General features: G+C 64.7%; 17 protein-coding genes. 9 read left to right on the forward strand and 8 right to left on the reverse strand.

From position 1 onward, the window contains the following. Nucleotides 1–48 precede the first annotated feature (48 nt). Nucleotides 49–843, forward strand: a complete 795-nt coding sequence (locus B2U07_RS14715) for a hypothetical protein (RefSeq protein ID WP_275546514.1) — start codon at nt 49–51, stop codon at nt 841–843. Nucleotides 844–870: 27 nt separating this feature from the next. On the opposite strand, the gene B2U07_RS14720 is transcribed toward B2U07_RS14715, so the two are convergent. Beyond that, a complete protein-coding gene (locus tag B2U07_RS14720; RefSeq protein WP_275546515.1) occupies nt 871–1,746 on the reverse strand; it encodes a hypothetical protein in 876 nt (291 codons plus the stop codon). Nucleotides 1,747–1,902: 156 nt separating this feature from the next. Here B2U07_RS14720 and B2U07_RS14725 point away from each other — a divergent pair, with 156 nt between their 5' ends. From B2U07_RS14725 to ggt, 4 genes are all read left to right on the forward strand, one after another. Then, nucleotides 1,903–2,895, forward strand: a complete 993-nt coding sequence (locus B2U07_RS14725) for an AraC family transcriptional regulator (protein WP_275546516.1) — start codon at nt 1,903–1,905, stop codon at nt 2,893–2,895. A gap of 248 nt (nt 2,896–3,143) precedes the next feature. Then, complete coding sequence (locus B2U07_RS14730; RefSeq protein WP_275546517.1) at nt 3,144–4,172, forward strand: histone deacetylase family protein; 1,029 nt, start codon at nt 3,144–3,146, stop codon at nt 4,170–4,172. A 66-nt stretch (nt 4,173–4,238) separates the two neighbouring features. Further along, nucleotides 4,239–5,333: a polyamine ABC transporter substrate-binding protein gene (locus B2U07_RS14735; protein WP_275546518.1), complete on the forward strand. Its 1,095-nt coding sequence runs from the start codon at nt 4,239–4,241 to the stop codon at nt 5,331–5,333. A 256-nt stretch (nt 5,334–5,589) separates the two neighbouring features. Further along, nucleotides 5,590–7,269 (forward strand): gamma-glutamyltransferase, encoded by a 1,680-nt coding sequence (gene ggt, locus B2U07_RS14740; protein ID WP_275546519.1) that lies wholly within the window; start codon nt 5,590–5,592, stop codon nt 7,267–7,269. Nucleotides 7,270–7,518: 249 nt separating this feature from the next. Here the strand turns inward: ggt and B2U07_RS14745 are convergent, their stop codons facing one another. Continuing rightward, nucleotides 7,519–8,424 carry a LysR substrate-binding domain-containing protein gene (locus B2U07_RS14745; RefSeq protein WP_275546520.1) on the reverse strand — a complete coding sequence of 302 codons (906 nt, stop codon included), beginning with the start codon at nt 8,422–8,424 and terminating at the stop codon, nt 7,519–7,521. 294 nt (nt 8,425–8,718) lie between these two features. Here B2U07_RS14745 and aspA point away from each other — a divergent pair, with 294 nt between their 5' ends. After that, entirely contained in the window at nt 8,719–10,143 is a 1,425-nt protein-coding gene (gene aspA / locus B2U07_RS14750) for an aspartate ammonia-lyase (protein WP_296277174.1), read from the forward strand. Between the two features lie 131 nt (nt 10,144–10,274). Continuing rightward, nucleotides 10,275–11,528, forward strand: coding sequence for a dicarboxylate/amino acid:cation symporter (locus tag B2U07_RS14755; RefSeq protein WP_296277175.1), 1,254 nt, complete (start codon nt 10,275–10,277; stop codon nt 11,526–11,528). A gap of 200 nt (nt 11,529–11,728) precedes the next feature. Here B2U07_RS14755 and B2U07_RS14760 read toward each other — a convergent pair whose 3' ends face one another. From B2U07_RS14760 to B2U07_RS14785, 6 genes are all read right to left on the reverse strand, one after another. Further along, a complete protein-coding gene (locus B2U07_RS14760; protein ID WP_296277176.1) occupies nt 11,729–13,570 on the reverse strand; it encodes a nitric oxide reductase activation protein NorD in 1,842 nt (613 codons plus the stop codon). Nucleotides 13,571–13,658: 88 nt separating this feature from the next. Beyond that, nucleotides 13,659–15,068, reverse strand: a complete 1,410-nt coding sequence (locus B2U07_RS14765) for a cbb3-type cytochrome c oxidase subunit I (RefSeq protein ID WP_296277177.1) — start codon at nt 15,066–15,068, stop codon at nt 13,659–13,661. A gap of 3 nt (nt 15,069–15,071) precedes the next feature. Further along, entirely contained in the window at nt 15,072–15,512 is a 441-nt protein-coding gene (locus tag B2U07_RS14770; RefSeq protein ID WP_275546525.1) for a c-type cytochrome, read from the reverse strand. Nucleotides 15,513–15,916: 404 nt separating this feature from the next. After that, complete coding sequence (locus B2U07_RS14775) at nt 15,917–16,153, reverse strand: cytochrome C oxidase subunit IV family protein (RefSeq protein WP_296270376.1); 237 nt, start codon at nt 16,151–16,153, stop codon at nt 15,917–15,919. 5 nt (nt 16,154–16,158) lie between these two features. Then, nucleotides 16,159–16,740 carry a cytochrome c oxidase subunit 3 gene (locus B2U07_RS14780; RefSeq protein WP_296277178.1) on the reverse strand — a complete coding sequence of 194 codons (582 nt, stop codon included), beginning with the start codon at nt 16,738–16,740 and terminating at the stop codon, nt 16,159–16,161. Then, nucleotides 16,724–17,503 carry a CbbQ/NirQ/NorQ/GpvN family protein gene (locus B2U07_RS14785; RefSeq protein WP_296277179.1) on the reverse strand — a complete coding sequence of 260 codons (780 nt, stop codon included), beginning with the start codon at nt 17,501–17,503 and terminating at the stop codon, nt 16,724–16,726. Before B2U07_RS14785 ends, B2U07_RS14780 begins: the two co-directional genes overlap by 17 nt. 190 nt (nt 17,504–17,693) lie before the next feature. On the opposite strand from B2U07_RS14785, the gene B2U07_RS14790 reads away from it, so the two are divergent. Both B2U07_RS14790 and nosR read left to right on the forward strand, forming a co-directional pair. Beyond that, nucleotides 17,694–18,008, forward strand: a complete 315-nt coding sequence (locus B2U07_RS14790) for a c-type cytochrome (protein WP_275546619.1) — start codon at nt 17,694–17,696, stop codon at nt 18,006–18,008. 436 nt (nt 18,009–18,444) lie between these two features. Beyond that, a complete protein-coding gene (gene nosR, locus B2U07_RS14795) occupies nt 18,445–20,610 on the forward strand; it encodes a transcriptional regulator NosR (protein ID WP_296277180.1) in 2,166 nt (721 codons plus the stop codon). Nucleotides 20,611–20,630 lie beyond the last annotated feature (20 nt).

Consider the following 20,630-nt stretch of genomic DNA (forward strand, 5'->3'; position numbering starts at 1 on the left):
GGCGGCTGGCTATACTGTGCGCCCTTCATCCGTACAAGGACGTGCCCAATGAAAGCCTATCTTCCGTTTTTTGCCCTCTCCCTGCTGTCCCTCCAGGTTTCGGCCATCGAGCTGGCCAAGCATCCGCAGGTATTCGACGCCGGCCAGGGCGTGAGCCTGGCGCTGGCTCCCTCTGCCGACGGCAAGCAGGCTCTGGTGCAGGTACGTGGTATCAACCACCCGCTCGACGAGGTGGTTTTTCTCACCGAGGTGCGCGAGCTGGGCAACGAGCAGCGCGATTATGGCGTCCGTCTCGATGGTCGTGACTACAACCTGCTGAACAAGCGCCGTGCCTGGGGTGGCGAGAGCTACCAGCTCAACCTGCCCAATACCCAGGGCTTCGAACTCAGCTACAGCGAGGACAAGACCAAAGCGCTCAAGCCCAAGGACCTCCTCGCCCTCTATGAGAAGCAGGAAAAGGACGGCGTTCAGGCGCGCCTCGCGGCCTTCGATCGCAAGCAGCGTCTGGCCGACTACAGCGCCCGCCTGCAGGAGATGGATAGCGAAGCTTCCAGGGCCTGCGGCACGCCGCTGACGACCCAGGTCGACTGGAGCTCGATCAGCGACGAGCAACTGATCAAGCTCAGCGTGCCGAGCTTCTGTGGCGAGGTGGTCAACCAGATGGCCTACCTGTGCGGCAGGGATGATCGCTACAAGACCGAAGCCAAAACCCTCAAGGGCGTCGACTGCCGCTTCGGCGAGGCGATGAAGCTGCGTGAGCAGGACGGCCAACTGCAGTTCACCACTCATCCGGATGAAGCCAACCAGGGCGACTTCATCAACGCCATCCTGCGTAACCGCTGACAGCGATCCCCGCCTTCGGGCGGGGCATCAGCCTTCGCTGTCGAGCAGCTCGAACGCGGTCAGGCGATCGATCCCCTTGCCCATGAACAGGTTGAAGGGCCGCCCGGCCTCCACGGCCATGTGGGTGCAATCGTCGTAATAACGGTCCCCCAGCAGCGTGCGTTGCCCGAGCAGAAAGTGTTTGCCCATGCTGCCGATCTCGAACACCAGTTTCTTGATGGGGGACGTAAGGTGGTCATCGTTATCGATGATCACCTCTATCTGTCTTTCGTCGACGGCCTTTTGCAACTCCGGATCGCTGAAGCGCAGCCTGGCCGGCGTGCGTTCGTTTTCCCTGTCCAGGTAGAGTTGGCCCAAGCTGCCCGCCTGGTCTTCGTCGCCCCGGTTTCGAACTCGTTGAAAGCTCAGCGGTGGCAGTTGCTCATTCAGCTTCACCTCGATACGGCAGAACACTTCCTCCAGTGAGGACGGCCTGTTGAACGCATTGCCGTTCTCCCGCTTGACCAGAAACGGTCGACCATGGGCGACGAACGAGGTACGCAGCGGCGTCGGCAAGTCGTCCTCAATACCGGTGATTTCGAGTGTGGCCGGCCAGTGTTCCCTGGCTTGCACGATCGGCGTGAAGCGTTCGGTCAGGGCTTCACGTTGTGTGGCGTCCAATGGCTTGGATTGCAGCCGGACCCTAAGCGCCTGCTCATCACCATCGACCAGGGTGTAACGCAGATGACCCGGGAGATAGCCGAGCGCCTGAAACTGCTGCTGCAGGCTTTCAAGATAGGAGCCGTCAATGCCGGCGCCCTGGCGAATGGACTCGTCAAAACGCAATTCGACCTGGGGCTCCTGCCCGCACGCGGCGAGTAGCAGGCAAGCGGGTAAAAAGGCGGTACGGAGCGAGTTTCGCATGAGGTTCATCCTTGAAAACGGCCACGGACTCTAGCACGCGCAACCTTTATTGACCTTGCGCGAGTACACGACGTGGGCCTGAATGCCTCTCAACGCGAAAAGCGCGAGGCATGCTTCTTGCGTTCTTTTCTCCCTCCTGCACCGACGGAATGCATCATGCTGCACGCTTCGCTGACCACCTTGCACGTGGTTTCCCTGATCCTGCAACGCTTCGCCGAGCAGCCCGAGTTGCGCCCGCAATTGCTGGCCGGGAGCGGGATTGGTGCGGCCGACCTGGACAATGCCGATGCGCGCATCACCCGGGTGCAGGAACTGCAGGTGTGCGCCAATGCCCTGGCCCTGCGTGCCGACCTGGGCCTCGAGTTGGGGCGCAGCCTGCATGTTTCCTCCTATGGGCTGCTCGGTTACGCCGCGCTCTCGGCTGCCACCTTTGGTGACGCCTGGCGCCTGCTGCTGCAGTACCCAGCACTGCTCGGCACCTATTTTCGGCTCGACCTGCAGGTGGAAGGCGAACTGGCCTGGATCAGCGCCAGCGGCTATCGCCATGCCGAGGCGCTGGAAGTGTTCAACGTGGAGATGTGTCTGGCCTCGCTGAAGCTGATCGGCGACGAGTTGCTGCATCAGCCGCTGCCGCTGGCGTGCGCCGAGTTCGGCCATGCCAGGCCGCGCTACGTGAAGCGCTATGCACACAGCTTTGCCTGTACGCTGCGCTTCGCGGCGCCGCGCAATGCCTTCGCCTTTCCCGCCGAGCTGCTGGAGCGCCGCCTGCCGCTGGCGGACAGCGTCACCCATGGCGATATGGTCGAGCGCTGCCGGCGCCTGAACGTCGAGTTCGGCTGCCGTCAGGCCTGGCTGGAGCGGGTGCGCCAACTGCTCGCCGCGCAACTGGCCGAGCCGCCGGGGCTGGAGAACCTGGCGCAGCAGATGCACTGCTCGCCGCGCACCCTGCGCCGTCACCTGCAGGAACTGGGCACCAGTTACCAGGGCCAGCTTGACGAGCTGCGCTTCGAACGCGCCAAGGCGCTGCTCAATGAGGAGCAATGGCCGGTGTACCGCATCGCCGAAGCGCTCGGTTTCAGCGAGACCGCCAGCTTCCGTCATGCCTTCCAGCGCTGGAGTGGAGTGGCGCCGAGTCGCTTTCGAGCGTAGCGCGGATGCAATCCGGGAATGCCCGGCGCCTTTCCCGATGGCATTAGGGCCACCAGCAGTCTCGTGGGAGCGGCTTCAGCCGCGATAAAGGCTCGCCGCTGAAGCGCCTCCCACGCCGCCGCCGGACATGGGATGTGCGCCACTGCAATCTGGCCATTTCGATCCCCTTTTGGCCGTTGCCAGCGTTCTCGATGCTGGCCGAGCAGGCGAACAATACAGGCACAACAACGATGCCTGGAGCGCCTTGCATGCTCACCTACTACAGTGACGACCACCACCTGCACCACGGCAAATGCGAGCTGATCGACGGGCAGCTGATGCCCTGTTTCGAGAAGCCGCAGCGCGCCGACCACATCCTCGCCCGCGTGCGGAATCGCCAGCTCGGCGAGGTTCGCGCGCCGAAGGATTTCGGCCTGGCGCCCATCGAGCGCATCCACAGCAAGGCCTATCTGGATTTCTTCCGGGGCGCCTGGGCGCGCTGGCAGGCGCAGGGCGGCAAGGGCGACCTGCTGCCGTTTACCTGGCCGGCGCGCACCCTGCGGCCGATGATTCCCAACGACCTGCACGGCCAGCTCGGCTACTACAGCTTCGACGGTGGCGCGCCGATCACCGCCGGCACCTGGCAGGCCGCCTACAGCGCCGCGCAGGTGGCGCTCAGCGCCCAAGCCGAGATCGCCAACGGCGCCCACAGCGCTTTTGCCCTGTGCCGTCCGCCAGGCCACCACGCCGCCGGCGACGTGATGGGGGGCTACTGCTACCTGAACAACGCCGCCATCGCCGCCCAGGCCTTTGTCGATCAGGGCCGCAAGAAGGTCGCGATCCTCGACGTCGACTACCACCACGGCAACGGTACTCAAGACATCTTCTACCAGCGCAGCGACGTGCTGTTCGCCTCGATCCACGGCGACCCGGCCGAGGAGTTCCCGTTCTTCCTCGGTTATGCCGACGAACTGGGCGAGGGTGCAGGCGAGGGCTACAACTTCAATTACCCGTTGCCCATGGGCAGCTCCTGGGAGACCTGGAGTGCGGCGCTGGAGCAGGCCTGCCAGCGCATCGCCGAATACGGCGCCGAGGTGCTGGTGGTGTCGCTGGGCGTGGACACCTACATGGAAGACCCGATTTCGCAGTTCAAGCTCGACAGCCCGGACTACCTGGCCATGGGCCGGCGCATCGCCGCGCTGGGGTTGCCGACACTATTCATCATGGAAGGCGGCTACGCGGTGGAGGCCATCGGCATCAACGCGGTCAACGTACTGGAAGGGTTCGAGGGCGCCTGACTGGCGCCTTAATCAGTGATCAGGAATCTGCCAAACAATAACGACACTTCAGGGGTGACATACACGATGAAAGCCATCAAACAGATGCTCGGCGCCGCCCTGTGCGGCGCCACCCTGCTCAGCAGTGCGGTGCAGGCCAAGGAGCTGCGCGTGTACAACTGGGCGGACTACATCCTGCCGTCCGTGCCCAAGGACTTCCAGAATGAGTCCGGCATCCAGATCACCTGGGACACCTTCGAGACCAACGAGGCGCTGGAGGCCAAGCTGCTCACCGGCAACTCCGGCTATGACCTGGTGATCCCGTCCAACCAGTTCCTCGAAACCCAGATCAAGGCCGGCGTGTTCGCCCCGCTGGACAAGTCGAAGATCCCCAACTGGAAGAACCTCGACCCGGTGTTGCTCGGCCTGCTGGAGAAGAACGACCCGGGCAACCAGTACGGCGTGCCCTACATGTACGGCACCGTGCTGATCGGCTACAACCCGGACAAGGTCAAGGCCGCGCTCGGTGACGATGCGCCGGTCAACAGCTGGGATCTGGTGTTCAAGCCCGAGTACATGGAGAAGCTGAAGTCCTGCGGCGTGGCCATGCTCGACTCGCCTACCGAGATCATCCCCATCGCCCTGCACTACATGGGCCTCGACCCCAACAGCAGCAACCCGGCCGACTACGACAAGGTCACCGAGCTGCTGCTGAAAGTGCGCCCGTACGTGACCTACTTTCATTCGGCCAAGTACATGACCGACATCGCCAACGGCGATATCTGCGTGGCTGTCGGCTATTCCGGCAGCTTCTACCAGTTCGCCAACCGCGCCAAGGAAGCCGGCAACGGCGTGACGATCAACTGGCGCCTGCCCAAGGAGGGTGCGCCGATCTGGTTCGACACCTGGGCCATCCCCAAGAGTGCACACAATGCCGACGAAGCCCACGCCTTCATCAACCACCTGCTCGAACCTAAGGTGATCGCGCCGATCAGCGACTTCCTCGGCTACCCCAACCCCAACGTGCCGGGCATGGAACTGGTGGGCGCGGAAATCGCCGCCGACCACGACCTGACGCCGACAGCGGAAATGCAGAAGTCGCTGTACGTGGTGCAGCCGCTGCCGCAGAAGATCGAGCGCGTGCGTACGCGGGCGTGGACCTCGATCAAGTCGGGTAAGTGATCCACTAAAAGCTCGCGGCTAAAGCCCCTCCCACAGAGTGCGTCGCTTTTGTGGAAGGGGCTTTACCGAGGTGCCCACGTCTAAGTGGGCAACTGCGTTTGCGCCGCTCCGCGTCACATCTGGTGACGCTGACGACTGTGACGATCGTGATGGACGCAGAGCGTCCTGGGCTGCGTTGCCCCGCGGGGCGTGGCAACGATCAAACGGCGGGTAGCGGCCTACACTCAACAAGCACAATAAAAACCGAGGTTTCCCCATGCGCGTTTTTCACTTCAAGACCCTGACGCTCAGCGTCGCCCTCGCCCTCGCCGTCGGCAGCAATGCCGTGCTGGCCGCCAGCCTGGAAGGTGGTGCGGTCGCCGCTCCGGATCAGTACGCCGCCAAGGTCGCCGCCCAGGTGCTAGAGAAAGGTGGCAACGCGGTGGACGCCGCCGTCGCCACCGCCTTCACCCTGGCCGTCACCTACCCCGAAGCCGGCAACATCGGTGGCGGAGGCTTCATGACCCTGTTCATGGACGGCAAGCCGTACTTCCTCGACTACCGGGAAACTGCGCCCAAGGCGGCGACCAAGACCATGTATCTGGACGACAAGGGCGAGGTGATCGAGAACCTCAGCCTGGTCGGCGCCAAGGCGGCCGGCGTGCCCGGCACGGTGATGGGTCTGTGGGAGGCGCACAAGCGCTTCGGCAAACTGCCATGGAGCGAGCTGATCACCCCCGCCATCGGCTACGCGAACGAGGGTTTCAAGGTCGCCGACCAGCAGTTCCAGTACCGCGAAGACGCCATCGGCCTGTTCAACGGCCAGACCAACTTCACCGACTACTTCGACACCATGCGCCCGGGCGAGGTATTCAAGCAGCCGCAGATGGCAGAGACCCTGGAACGTATCGCCGCCAATGGGCCGGACGAGTTCTACAAGGGCAAGACCGCCGACCTGCTGGTCGCCCAGATGCAGCGTGACGGCGGGCTGATCAGTAAAGAGGATCTGGCCGACTACCGCGCCAAGTGGCGCGAGCCGATGCGCGTCGACTGGCAGGGCAACACTCTCTACACCGCGCCGCTGCCCAGCTCCGGTGGCATCGCCCTGGCCCAGCTGATCGGCATCAAGGAACAGCGCGCCGCCGACTTCAAGGGCGTCGAGCTGAACTCCGCGCGTTACATTCATCTCCTGGCCGAGATCGAAAAACGCGTATTCGCCGACCGCGCCGACTATCTGGGTGACCCGGATTTCTCCGACGTTCCGGTCGACAAGTTGGTCGATGCCGAGTACCTCAAGCGCCGCGCCAGCGAGGTCAACCCGACGGCTATCTCGCCGACCGAGCAGGTACGCCCAGGGCTGGAACCGCACCAGACCACACACTTCTCCATCGTCGATGCCGACGGCAACGCAGTCAGCAATACCTACACGCTGAATTGGGATTTCGGTAGTGGCGTGGTGGTCGAAGGGGCGGGTTTCCTGCTCAACGACGAGATGGACGACTTCAGCGCCAAGCCCGGCGTGGCCAACGCCTTTGGTGTGGTGGGCAGTGATGCCAACGCCATCGAACCGGGCAAGCGCATGTTGTCCTCGATGAGCCCGAGCATCGTTACCCGTGACGGCAAGGTCAGCCTGGTGCTGGGTACGCCTGGCGGTTCGAGGATCTTCACCTCGATCTTCCAGGTGCTCAACAACGTCTACGATTTCAAACTGCCCCTGGAAAAGGCCGTCGCCGCCCAGCGCGTCCACCATCAACTGCTGCCCAAGGACACCATCTACTACGACGCCTACGCGCCGCTCACTGGCAAGGTCGCCGACGAGCTCAAGGCCATGGGCTACGTGCTCGAGGACCAGGGCTGGAACATGGGCGACATCCAGGCCATCCGTGTTGACGGGCGTACCCTGGAAACCGCCTCCGACCCGCGCGGTCGTGGCGTGGGCCTGGTGGTGAGGCCCTAAGTCAGAGGCATCGCGCCGATCAGTGCTTTTCTCGGCTACCCAACGTACCGGGCATGCAGCTGGTGGGCGCAGCCGCTGGCCGCAGAAGATCGAACGCGTGCGTAAGCGGGCGTGGACGCCGATCAAGTCGGGTAAGTGATTCATCACCAGCCGCTACTACAGGTTTTGCAGTTTTCTGTAGGAGCGGCTTCAGCCGCGAATGTCTTTGTCCTGCTAAAGCCGGCGCGGCAGGGCACCCTACCCGAAAGCTCAGCCCCCCACTTCCCCCGTCTCCAGCTTGCGCCACAGCAAACGCACCGCCGCCTTGCGCACCAGGGCGCAGCGGTACAGGCGGATTTCCAGCGGGATCTGCCACTGCTCTGCGCCACAGATGGCCAGTTCGCCGCGGGCCAGTTCCGCAGTCACCGATAGCCGTGGCACCCAGGCCACGCCCATGCCCTGCAGCGCCATGCTCTTGAGGCTGTCGGCCATGGCGGTTTCGTACACGGTGGTCGAGCGCAGCGCGCGCTGGCGCAGCAGCAGGTTGACCGAGCGACCGAGAAAGGCGCCGGCGCTGTAGGCCAGCAGCGGTACGCTCTGGCCTGCGTCGAGGTCGTACAGCGGCGTGCCGGACTCGCTCACCGCGCATACCGGCAGCATCGAGGTCGCACCCAGGTGCAGTGAGGGGAAGATCGCCGGGTCCATCTGCAGCGCCGCGTCGGGGTCGTAGTAGGCGAGGATCAGGTCACAGGCGCCCTCGCGCAGCGAGTGCACCGCCTCGCCGACGTTGGTGGCCACCAGGCGGGTGTTGAGCGGCAGGCCATCGCGGCGCAGGCCGGCAATCCATTGCGGGAAGAAACCGAGGGTCAGCGAGTGCGCCGCTGCGATCTGCAGGACTTCACCGCGCTGCCCGTCCAGGTGGTGCAGGTGGCGGATGACTTCGCCAAGCTGCTCCACCAGGCTGCGCGCGGTGACCAGAAACAGGCGGCCGGCCTCGGTCAGCTCGATGGGGGTGCAGGAGCGGTCGACAAGGGTCAGGCCGAGCATCGCCTCCAGGCTGCGGATGCGCCGGCTGAACGCCGGCTGGGTGACGAAGCGCTTCTCGGCGGCCTGGGAGAAGCTGCGTGTGGCGGCGAGAACGATGAAGTCGTCCAGCCATTTGGTTTCCAGGTTCATCGAGTCTCCGTAGCCCGGATGCAATCCGGGGTTGGCCTGTCACGTTGCCCCGGATTGCATCCGGGCTACGCACTATAGGCAGGGCGCGAATCGTGGGAGGCTTCAGCCGCGACCGCTCGCGGCTGAAGCCACTCTAACGGCGATGGTGCACGCCGCAACAGCGTCCGGCGTCACACGAACATTATGCCGATTGTGCATAGGGCAGCAAGCAACGGCATTGGTAGCGAGACGGTAAGAGCCCATATTCTATGGGCATCGCGGCGTTCGCCGTATCTCCCGAGAGTCATCTCCATCATGTCCTCTGCTGCATCTGTTCGCGTCGAAAAAGACCTGCTCGGCACCCTCGAAGTCCCCGCTGAAGCCTATTACGGCATCCAGACCCTGCGCGCCGTGCAGAACTTCCGTCTGTCCGGCGTGCCGCTGTCGCACTACCCGAAACTGGTGATCGGCCTGGCCATGGTCAAGCAGGCCTCCGCCGACGCCAACCGCGAGCTGGGTCACCTGTCCGCCGCCAAGCACACGGCTATCAGCACCGCCTGCGCACGCATCATCCAGGGCGAGTTCCATGATCAGTTCGTGGTCGACATGATCCAGGGCGGCGCCGGCACCTCGACCAACATGAACGCCAACGAGGTGATCGCCAACATCGCCCTCGAAGCCATGGGCTTCGAGAAGGGCCAGTACCAGCACCTGCACCCGAACAACGACGTGAACATGGCGCAGTCGACCAACGACGCCTACCCGACCGCCATCCGCCTCGGCCTGCTGCTGGGTCATGACAGCCTGCTGAGCGCGCTGGATAAGCTGATCCAGTCGTTCGCCGCCAAGGGCCTGGAGTTCGGCCACGTGCTGAAGATGGGCCGTACCCAGCTGCAGGACGCCGTGCCGATGACCCTCGGCCAGGAGTTCCGCGCCTTCGCCACCACTCTCGGCGAAGACCTGCAGCACCTGAAACTGCTGGCGCCGACTCTGCTCACCGAAGTCAACCTGGGCGGTACCGCGATCGGCACCGGCATCAACGCCGACCCGAAGTACCAGGCCCTGGCGGTCAAGCGCCTGGCCATCATCAGCGGTCACCCGCTGACCCCGGCTGCCGACCTGATCGAAGCCACCAGCGACATGGGCGCCTTCGTGCTGTTCTCCGGCATGCTCAAGCGCACCGCGGTCAAGCTGTCGAAGATCTGCAACGACCTACGCCTGCTGTCCAGCGGCCCGCGTACCGGCATCAACGAGATCAACCTGCCGGCGCGTCAGCCGGGCAGTTCGATCATGCCGGGCAAGGTCAACCCGGTGATTCCCGAAGCGGTCAACCAGGTGGCTTTCGAAGTGATCGGCAACGACCTGGCGCTGACCATGGCAGCCGAAGGCGGCCAGCTGCAGCTGAACGTAATGGAGCCGCTGATCGCCTACAAGATCTTCGACTCGATCCGCCTGCTGACCCGCGCCATGGACATGCTGCGCGAGCTGTGCATCGACGGTATCACCGCCAACGAGGCGCGCTGCCGTGAACTGATGGAAAACTCCATCGGCCTGATCACCGCGCTCAACCCCTACATCGGCTACGAGAACGCCACCCGCATCGCCAAGGTCGCCCTGGAAAGTGGGCGCGGTGTGCTGGAGCTGGTGCGCGAGGAGCAGCTGCTGGACGAGGCCACCCTGGCCGACATCCTGCGCCCCGAGAACATGATCGCCCCGCGTCTGGTTCCGCTGCAGGGCTGATTCATCGAATGACGCACGCCGCCCTTGGGCGGCGTGTTCATTTCCGTCCCCGACTCGCTCAGGCGGAGGACGACACCGCTCAAGGCCGCACAGACGGCCCCACAACAACGACAATCCGGGTGTACAACCATATGAGTCAGAGCAATACCGCTTCCCCTTCCCTCCTTGCCCGCGTACCACTATGGCAGCAGATCCTCATCGGCCTGGTGCTCGGCGTCGTGGTCGGCATGCTGTTCAAGAGCGGCGCCCTGGCGCTGGCGCCGGTCGGCGCGCTGTTTCTCAATGCGATCAAGATGCTGATCGTGCCGCTGGTGTTCGTCTCCCTGGTGGCGGGCATCACCGCCATGAGCGACAGCGCCAAGCTTGGCCGCATCAGCGTCAAGACCATCGCCATCTACCTGGTCAGCACCGCCTTCGCGGTGAGCATCGGCCTGGCCTTCGGCACCCTGTTCTCGCCCGGTGAAGGCATGAACATGGTCGCCAGCGGCACTCAGGAGGCCAAGCAGGCGCCCTCGCTGGTGCAGATCCTGGTGGGCCTGGTGCCGACCAATCCGGTGATGGCCTTCGCCGAAGGCAACATCCTGCAGATCATCGTCTTCGCCATCGCCCTGGGCGTAAGCATGAATCTGATCGGCGAGAAGGCCGCGCCGGTGGTCAAGCTGTTCGACAGCCTGGCCGAGGTGTTCTACAAGCTCACCGACCTGGTGATGCGCTTCGCCCCCATCGGCGTATTCGCGCTGATCGCCGGTGTGGTCGCCTCCCACGGTATCGAAGTGCTGCTGCCGCTGGCCGGTGTGATCGGGGTGATCTACCTGGCCAGCATCGCCCACATGCTGCTGATCTACGGCGGCCTGATCGGCGGCCTGGCGCGCCTCAGCCCGCTGCGTTTCTTCCGCGGTATCGCTCCGGCGCTGGCGGTGGCATTCAGTACCTCGAGCAGCTCCGGCACCCTGCCGGTGTCCATCGAGTGCGCGCGCAAGAACCTCGGCGTGTCACAGGGCGTGGCCGGCTTCGTGTTGCCGGTGGGCGCCACCATCAACATGGACGGCACCGCCATTTACCAGGGCGTGCTGGCGCTGTTCATCGCCCAGGCCTTTGGCATCGATCTGAATGCCGGCCAGTACCTGATGATCATCCTCACCGCCACCCTGGCCTCGGTCGGCACCGCCGGTGTACCCGGCGCCGGCCTGATCATGCTCGGCCTGGTGCTGACTTCGGTCGGCCTGCCGCTGGAAGGCGTGGCGCTGATCGCCGGTATCGACCGTATTCTCGACATGGCGCGCACCACGGTGAACGTCGCTGGCGACCTGATGACCACCACACTGGTGGGCAGCAGCGAGAAAGAGTTGGATCGCGAGATCTACAACAGCGACAACGCTGCCTGAGCAACCGTTTTCATAGGAGGCCTTCACCAGCCTCAACCTTCAGGGATGGCTTCGGCCATCCCTTTTTTATCCGTTTGTTGACGCGGTTGTGGTAGCCACTAATTGTGGGAGCGACGGGGGCGCCTAGCCTTGTCCGCGAGCTCTTCAACCATTCGCGGGCAAGCCTAGGCGCCCCGTCGCTACCACAACGACACCTCTATTCAGCGCCTGGTCAGTTGCCGATACAGCTGCGGCAGGTACAGCGGCAGATGCTGTGGCTTGTCGATCAGCGTGTAGCCGCTGGCGCCAAACATGTACGGCAGGTAGTCGCCGGCCTGCTGGTCGATGGTGATGCAGAACGGCAGCACGCCGGCGCGGCGGGCTTCGAGCACGGCCTCGCGGGTGTCCTCCACGCCGTAGCGGCCTTCGTAGAGGTCGAGGTCGTTGGGCTTGCCATCGGTGACCAGCAACAGCAGGCGCTGGCTCTGCTGGCGCTCGCCGAGCAGGCGGGTGGCCTGGCGGATGGCCGCGCCCATGCGCGTGTAATAGCCGGGGCGTACGGCGAGGATGCGACCGCGAACCTGCTCGTCGTAACGCTGGCCGAACTGTTTGAGCTCCTGCATGCGCACCTGCTGGCGGCGCAGCGAGGAGAAACCATACAGGGCGAAATCGTCCCCGGCTGCCGAGAGCGCCTCGGCGAACAGCAGCAGGCTGTCCTGGATCACGTCGATGACCCGTTGCTCGTCGTTGAGGTGCGATTCGGTGGACATCGACAGGTCGGCGAGCAGCAGGCAGGCCAGCTCGCGGCGAGTGCTGCGCTGTTCGAGAAACAGGCCCTTCTCGCAGGCCCCGCCCTGTCGGCGCTGCACCTGGAAGTCGAGCCAGGCGCTGAGGTCCAGCTCGCTGCCCTGTGGCTGCTGGCGCAGCCATTGGCGGTCGTTGCGCAGTACCTCGAACTGGCGGCGCAGGCGCCGTGCCGGCAGTGCCAGGTGCGTCGGCAATGGCTGCGCCTCGGCCGCGCGCGGGTGGAAGAGTTGCAGGCTGACGTGGCGTTCGAGCAGGGCCGAGCGGCGGTAATCCCACTCCGGCAGGTGCAGGCCCGCACCCAGCGGAAGGTCGTCCTGCTCCGGCGACGGCAGGTCGAGGTCCAGATGCAGGCCGCCACCCTGGCGCGTGCGCTGGCGCGACAGGGTCAGCTCGTCGAGGTCCTCGGCCACGCGGGCGGCATCGAGGTCCTCGCTGTCATCGTTGCAGCGGTCCAGCTGCACGTGCTCGGACCAACTGAACAGATTCTCCAGGCGGAACAGCAGCAGGCCGCCCTTGCCGCTGGTGTCGTCGATGCGCGAGGCGCGCTTGCGCAGTGAGCGTTGCGCCGGGTTGGGGTTGCGGGCGCTGCCTTCGCCTTCCTCGGGCAGTTCGCTGGAGGCGCCGGGCCCCTGGCCCTGCGGCGGATACAGCCACAACGCCAATGGCCAGGGGGCGCGTTCGTCGTGGGCGAAATGGGTGACGCTGCCGGGCTCACGCAGCGCCTGGCGCAGGTCGCGCTCCAGCGCCGCACTGGCGGGTGGCAGGCTGTCGGGGGCGGGCCGCAGGCGCAGGTGCGCGTCGACCAGCCGTTGGTAGCGAGGGCGCATGGCCGGGTAGCGTTGCAGCAACTCGTTCACCCAGCGCTGGTTGTCGCGCCCCCAGTGGCGCATGCCGTCGGCGACCGCGCCGAGCATCGCCAGCCAGCGATACAGCTCGCGGTTCAGCTCGGCCTGCGGGAACACGGCGAGGGTCGGCGGCAGGCGCATGTTCTGCGCATCGCGCCAGGCCACCGGCATCTGCCGGCAGGTGCCGGCGACCTGTTGCAGCAGGCTGCGCCACAGCAGCAGTTCGCGCGGCTGCGCGACCTGGATCTGTACGCCACTGGCGCCCCCGACCGCGTGAAAGAGCAGGGCCAGAGCGCGCTGCTGATCGCTCAGCTGCACCTGGGCGTGGGTGAAGTCCGGGTCGCTGCGGCGGGTGATGAAACGGTGCCAGACGCTACCGACCCATTCCTCGACTTCGATGCTGAAGGCCATACCCGACTCCCTGAAAATGAGATGTGGGAGGGCTTTAACCACGACTGTCGCCGCTGAAGCGCCTCCCACCGTTACCCCTTGTCGTCGATCAGGCGGTGGCCATCACGATGTTCTTGCGCTGGATGAAGCTCAGCAGGTAGCAGACCAGGCCGAGGGCGAAGCCGATACCGGCAACCAGGCGCGCCCAGAAGTACGGCGCCAACTGGTCCATGGTGGCCATGAAGGCCATCGCTTCGTTGTCGCTCGGCCAGCGTTGCAGCCAGATCTGCGCGGCGCCGGCGGCGGTCAGCAGCAGGGTGATCAGCACCATGGAGATGGTCATCAGCCAGAAACCGGCGATCTCGACGCGCTGGGCGCTTTCCTGTGGCGCCTCACCGATGCCACGCAGGCGCGGCATGGCGTAGGAGATCATGGTCATGACGATCATCGCGTAGGCGCCGTAGAACGCCAGGTGGCCATGCGCTGCGGTCAGCTGAGTGCCGTGGGTGTAGTAGTTGACCGGCGCCAGGGTGTGCAGGAAGCCCCACACGCCGGCGCCAAAGAACGCGGTCACGGTGGTGCCCAGTGCCCACAGACCGGCGGCACGGTTGGGGTGCTGGCGACGACGACGGCGCACCATGTTGAAGGCGAACAGCACCATGGCGAAGAACGGCAGCGGTTCCAGGGCCGAGAAGATCGAACCCAGCCACAGCCATACGCCTGGTGCGCCGATCCAGAAGTAATGGTGGCCGGTGCCGATGATGCCGGTGATCAGGGCCATGGCGATGATCACGTAGAGCCACTTCTCGATCACCTCGCGGTCGACGCCGGTGACCTTGATCAGCACGAAGGCCAGCATCGCGCCCATGATCAGCTCCCACACGCCTTCCACCCACAGATGCACCACCCACCACCAGTAGTACTTGTCGCGGGCGAGGTTTTCCGGGTTGAAGAAGGAGAACAGGAACATCACCGCGAGGCCGATCAGGCCGGTCATCATCACCACGCTGACCGTGGTCTTGCGACCTTTGAGCAGGGTCATGCCGATGTTGTAGAGGAAGCCCAGGGCGACCACCACGATGCCGGCCTTGGTGATCGTCGGCTGTTCGAGGAACTCGCGACCCATGGTCGGCAGCAGCTCGTTGCCGGTGATCCTGGCCAGGGTGGCGTAGGGCACGGCGAGGTAGCCGAGGATGGTCAGCGCGCCGGCGATGGCGAACACCCAGAACAGGATAATCGCCAGCTTCGGGCTGTGCAGTTCGCGGTCGGCCTCTTCGGGGATCAGATAGTAGGCCGCGCCCATGAAGCCGAACAGCAGCCAGACGATCAGCAGGTTGGTGTGCACCATGCGCGCCACGTTGAAGGGGATCAACGGGAACAGGAAGTCACCGACCACGTACTGCAGGCCCATGATCAGGCCGAACAGGATCTGCCCGACGAACAGCATCAGGGCGAACACGAAGTAGGGTTTGGCCACGGCTTGCGAGGCGAATTTCAGATGCGGATTGGCAGTGGTCATTTCTCAGCCCTCCCTGTTTGGCGGCCAGTCGTTGGTATCGATCTTCGAGGTCCACTTGAGGAACTCGGCAAGATCGTCCACTTCCCTGTCGCTGAGGTTGAATTGCGGCATCGCGCGGCGGCCGGGAACGCCCAGCGGCTGGGCCGCCATCCAGGCATGCAGGAAGCTGCTGAACTGTTCTTCGCCACCGCGGCGGACGAACACGTTGCCCAGCTCCGGCGCGAAGTAGGCGCCCTCGCCCAGCAGGGTGTGGCAGCCGATGCAGTTGTTCTGCTCCCAGATCAACTTGCCGCGCACCACCGCTTCGTTCATCAGGTGTTCGTTGGTGCGTTCGGGGAAGGTTTGTTCGCTGTGGAAGGTCAGGGCCAGGAATATCAGGATGAAGAACACGCTTCCCCCGAAGTAGATATTTCTGGCCATTCCCTTGGTGAAGGTTTCCGACATGGTCATGTCCTCAAAGGCTTGGCGAGGTCATTTTCGGACGGCACCCCGGGAAAACCGCTTGATGGCGATCAAGAAGGCGCAATCGCAATACTGGGCAGGGAAAGGGCAACTCGGGTTGGCGGCGAATTCCGCGTGGGTGCAGAAAAGATCGCGGACAAGTCCGCTCCCACAGGAAGGGCGCCGCTCGCAGTTCTTTTGTGGGAGCGACGAGGACGCCTAGCCTTGTCCACGAGCGGGCGACACCGCGCTCGGGCTCTTGTGGGAGCGGACTTGTCCGCGAATGGGTAACACAGCGCGGTGCCGTGCTGCATGTGAAAAGCCGCGGACCCGCCCGCGGCCACAGTCAAGAAGCGCGACCCTCTTTTGTGGCGGCGGACGTGTTCGCGAACAGGTCTCCGGCTCGCTCAGGGCGTGCCGAAGTACAGCGCGCTCGCCATGCACAGCGACCACGCCAGCAACGATGCGCGCCATAGGCGCGGGCCGTGGCGCAACTCCATGAAGCCGTCGACGATCAGCCAGGCCTTGCCCAGCGCTGCCGCCGACAGCGCCAGGGCGGCCCAGGAGGCGACCGGCGCGGTGACCAGCCACAGGCTCAGCAAAGACAGCAGTACCAGGCCCAGCCAGCACAGGAAGGCGTTCATCCGGCTTACCTCTGCAGATAGAGCAAGGGGAACAGCAGCACCCAGATCAGATCGACCATGTGCCAGTACAGGACGCACGACTCCAGTTCGCCGTGCTTGTCGGCCTGCGCGTACACGCCGCGCCGGCAGCGCCAGGCCAGCCAGGCGAACAGCAGCAGGCCGGGCAGCACGTGGAGGAAGTGGAAGCCGCCGAGAATCCAGTACAGGGTGAAGAAACGGTCGTACTCCAGATCCAGCCCGGCGTCGATCAGGTGCCCGAATTCGCGGCCCTTGAGCACCACGTAGACGCAGCCGCTGGCCAGCGCGGCGAGCAGCCAGACGCTGGCCTGGCGACTGTGCCCGGCACGTACCCGGTGCACCGCCAGTGCGGCGAAGAAACCGGCGGTGAGCAGGCTGAGGGTCAGTGCCAGGCCGATGGAGCCGTCGAGCAGCGCCCGGCTGGCGGCGAATTGCGCGCCGGATAGCGCCTGGGTGATGGCGAAGCTGAGGATCAGCAGGGCGAACACCGTCAGCTCGGCGAGGATGAACAGCCACATCGCCAGGTCGCCCGGCAGGCGGGCGACCTGGCGCTCAGCCGAAGTGGACATCGACCAGGTCCATCAGCGCGGCGACCGTTTGTGCGTCGTCCGACAGCGGTTCGGCCAAGCAGGCGCGACACGCCGTGCGGGCGTCCATGCCGTTGTGGATCAGACGCGCGGCGTAGATCAGCAGGCGGGTCGAGGCCACCTCCTCCAGGTCATGCTGTTCGAGGCGGCGGATGTCCTGGCCGAGGGTGACCAGGCTGCGCGCCAGCGACTCGTTGACTTGCGCCTCACGGGCGACGATCTGGCACTCCTGCTCGACGCCGGGGTAATCGAAGCGCAGCGCCACGAAACGCTGCCGGGTGCTGGGCTTCATGCCCTTGAGCAGATTCTGGTAGCCGGGGTTGTAGGACACCACCAGCATGAAACCGGGCGGCGCCTGGAGGATTTCGCCGGTGCGCTCCAGGTACAGTTCGCGGCGGTCGTCGGCCAGCGGGTGCAGCACCACCACGGTGTCCTGGCGCGCCTCGACCACCTCATCCAGGTAGCAGATGCCGCCCTCGCGCACCGCGCGGGTCAGCGGGCCGTCCTGCCACCAGGTGCCTTCGCTGCCGATCAGGTGTCGGCCGACCAGGTCCGCGGCGCTTAGGTCGTCATGGCAGGCCACGGTGTACAGCGGCAGCTGCAGGCGCTGCGCCATGTGCTGGACGAAGCGCGTCTTGCCACAGCCGGTCGGGCCCTTGAGCAGTACCGGCATGCGCTGTTGCCAGGCCTGCTCGAACAGCAGCTGTTCGTCGCCCTGTACCTGATAGAAGGGGGTGTCGTGCATGACGGTTCCTGTTTCGCTACGGGTTCGGCTGCACGCTAGCGGGCGCGGATGGGCGCTCTCAAGCGCCACGCGCGACAGACTTGATTGCGGTCAAGCGCCGCGGCAAATGCCTCTGTTTATGATCCTTTCCAAACAACGCGCCAGCCGCCAGCTGTATCCGGCAGGCCATATCTACGATGAGGAAATGATCATGAACAAAGCGCTGATTCCGCTGGCGGCCCTGCTGAGTCTGGCGGCCCTGCCGAATGCCCATGCTGCGTCCGGCGAGGAGCTGTTCAAGAGCAAGCCCTGCGGTGCCTGTCACAGTGTGCAGGCCAAGCTGGTCGGTCCGTCCCTGAAGGACGTGGCAGCGAAGAACGCAGGCGTCGACGGCGCGGCGCAAACCCTGGCCGGCCATATCAAGAACGGCAGCAGCGGCGTCTGGGGCGCCATGCCGATGCCACCAAATCCGGTTACCGAGGAGGAAGCCAAGACCCTGGCCGAGTGGGTGCTGACGCTGCAATGACCGGCTGGCCGACTGCGACCAGATCACCCATGAGAGGGCAGGCGTTTGAGGATCGCCTGCCCTTTTTCGTTGGTTCATCGCCACTGCCCGTGATGTTGCTCATTTAGCTGGCAGGGAGTGCTTTTCATCCCTTGCCCCTCTCCCCCAGCCCCTCTCCCATGAATGGGAGAGGGGAGCCAATCGCGTAGTCCTGAGTGAATGGAGTCGTTTTTGTGGGAGCGGCCTTGGCCGCGAATGATCAGGCAGCGATGCAGGACTTGCGCGATCCGCTCCCTCGCCATCTCCCATCCCGAGTGAATGGTGTCGTTTTGTGGGAGCGGCCTTGGCCGCGAATGACCAGGCACCGACACAGGCCGCTCTTGATCGTAATCAAGGAGATCGGCAAGACGCGCGACCTACCATCCGCCGCAATTGAGCAGTGGATGTAGGTAGCCTGATGAAGCCCCAGCTTTTGGCCGTTGGCGCGTTGCGCGCATGGGGGGCCGGTCTCGCCGTTCTTCTGGCCCTGATCGCGCTCGCGCTGCCCTTGCAGGCCAGGGAGTACGACGCCGAGCAGCAGCGCATCGAGCAGTTCTTCCCCGACGCTGACAGCTTCTCCGAAGCTGCGGGCAAGTATCAGGTGCGTACGTTGCGCAAGGGCGAGGAAATCCTCGGCTACGCCTTCCAGAGCATCCACGTCACCGACATGCCCGCCTACTCGGGCAAGCCCATCAACATGCAGGTGCTGCTCGATCCGCAGGGCGTGATCCTCGACGCCTACCTGCTCGAACACCATGAGCCGATCGTCCTGATCGGCATTCCCGAGCAGAAGATCCACGACTTCAACGCCCATTACTCCGGAGTCAAGGCCGGTCAGCGCGTGGTGGTCGGGCGCTCCAGCGATCCCGACGCGGTGACCGTGGATGCGGTGACCGGGGCCACCGTGACGGTGATGGTGATCAACGAGATCGTCATGCGCGCCGCCCATGCCGTGGCGGTCGACCTGGGCCTGATCGAGGCCGGCAGCCATGTGCGGCCGAGACCGTCGCGGGTGCGCGAGGATGTCTTCCACGAGGCGGACTGGAGCGAGTTGACCGGCAATGGCGCGATTCGCCGCCTGCACCTGACCCGTGGCCAGGTCGACGACGCCTTCAACGGCACCGAGGCCGAAGGCATCGATGTAGCTGCGCCAGAACAGCGCGACGAGACCTTCATCGATCTCTACGTCGCGCCGCTGAACCCGCCGACCGTCGGCCGCAACCTGCTGGGCGAGCGCCAGTACACGGAGCTGATCGGCAGCCTCAAGCCGGGTGAGCAGGCTTTTGCCGTACTGGGCAATGGCGAGTATTCCTTCAAGGGCTCGGGCTACGTGCGCGGTGGCATCTTCGATCGGGTGCAGCTGCGCCAGTTCGGCGATGTCATCAGTTTCCGCGACCTCGACTTCATCCGCCTATCGGACGTGTACGCAGGCGGCATGCCCGAATTCTTCGAGATGGCGATCTTCATCGCCCGCAAGCAGCACGCCTTCGACCCCGGTTCGCCGTGGAGCCTGGAGCTGCTGGTGCGGCGCCAGATCGGCCCGGTCGAGGGCATCTTCACCAGCTTCGAGTTGCCCTACCAGATTCCCGAGGACTACATCGAGCGGCCGCAGCCGACCGCTGCGGAGCTGGCGGCGATCGAGGAGGCCAACCGCCCGCTGTGGGTCAACATCTGGTACCAGAAGAGCTTCCAGATCGGCGTGCTGCTGGTGGCCCTCGGGCTGCTCACGGTGATTCTGTTCCTGCAGGACAGCTTCGCCCGCAAGCCGCAGTTCCTGCACTGGTTGCGCCGTGGCTACCTGCTGTTCACCGTGTTGTTCATCGGCTGGTACGCATTGGGCCAGCTGTCGGTGGTCAACGTGCTGACCTTCGTCCACGCGGTGTTCCAGGATTTCCGCTGGGAGCTGTTCCTCACCGACCCGATCATCTTCGTGCTCTGGGTGTTCACTGCCGCCAGCATCCTGCTCTGGGGCCGTGGCGTGTTCTGCGGCTGGCTGTGCCCGTTCGGCGCGCTGCAGGAGCTGCTCAACGAGCTGGCGCGCAAGATCAGGATTCCCCAGTACGAACTGCCCTTCGCCGTGCATGAGCGACTCTGGGCGATCAAGTACATCGTCCTGCTGGTGCTGTTCGGCCTTTCCCTGGAGTCGATGATGGTGGCCGAGAAGGCCGCCGAGGTGGAGCCGTTCAAGACCGCCATCACCCTGAAGTTCGACCGCCAGTGGTGGTTCGTGCTGTACGCGGTGGTCCTGCTGCTGGTCAACCTGTTCACCCGCAAGGTCTATTGCCGCTACATCTGCCCGCTGGGCGCTGCCCTGGCGATCCCCAGCAAGTTCCGTCTGTTCGACTGGCTCAAGCGCCGCAAGGAGTGCGGCAACCCCTGCCAGCTGTGCGCCAAGGAATGCGAGATCCAGGCCATCCACCCGGACGGTCGCATCAACGGCAACGAGTGCCACTACTGCCTCGACTGCCAGATGACCTACCACAACGATAACAAATGCCCGCCGCTGATCAACAAGCGCAAGAAGCGCGGCAAGAAGGCTGCCGACCCACAACTGATTCCCGCCGTCGAGGTGAGCGATGCCTGACCACGAGCCGAACCGGGCTC

Origin of the sequence: Pseudomonas sp. UBA7530, from assembly GCF_002479365.1 — a bacterium.
Classification (GTDB): Bacteria; Pseudomonadota; Gammaproteobacteria; order Pseudomonadales; family Pseudomonadaceae; genus Aquipseudomonas.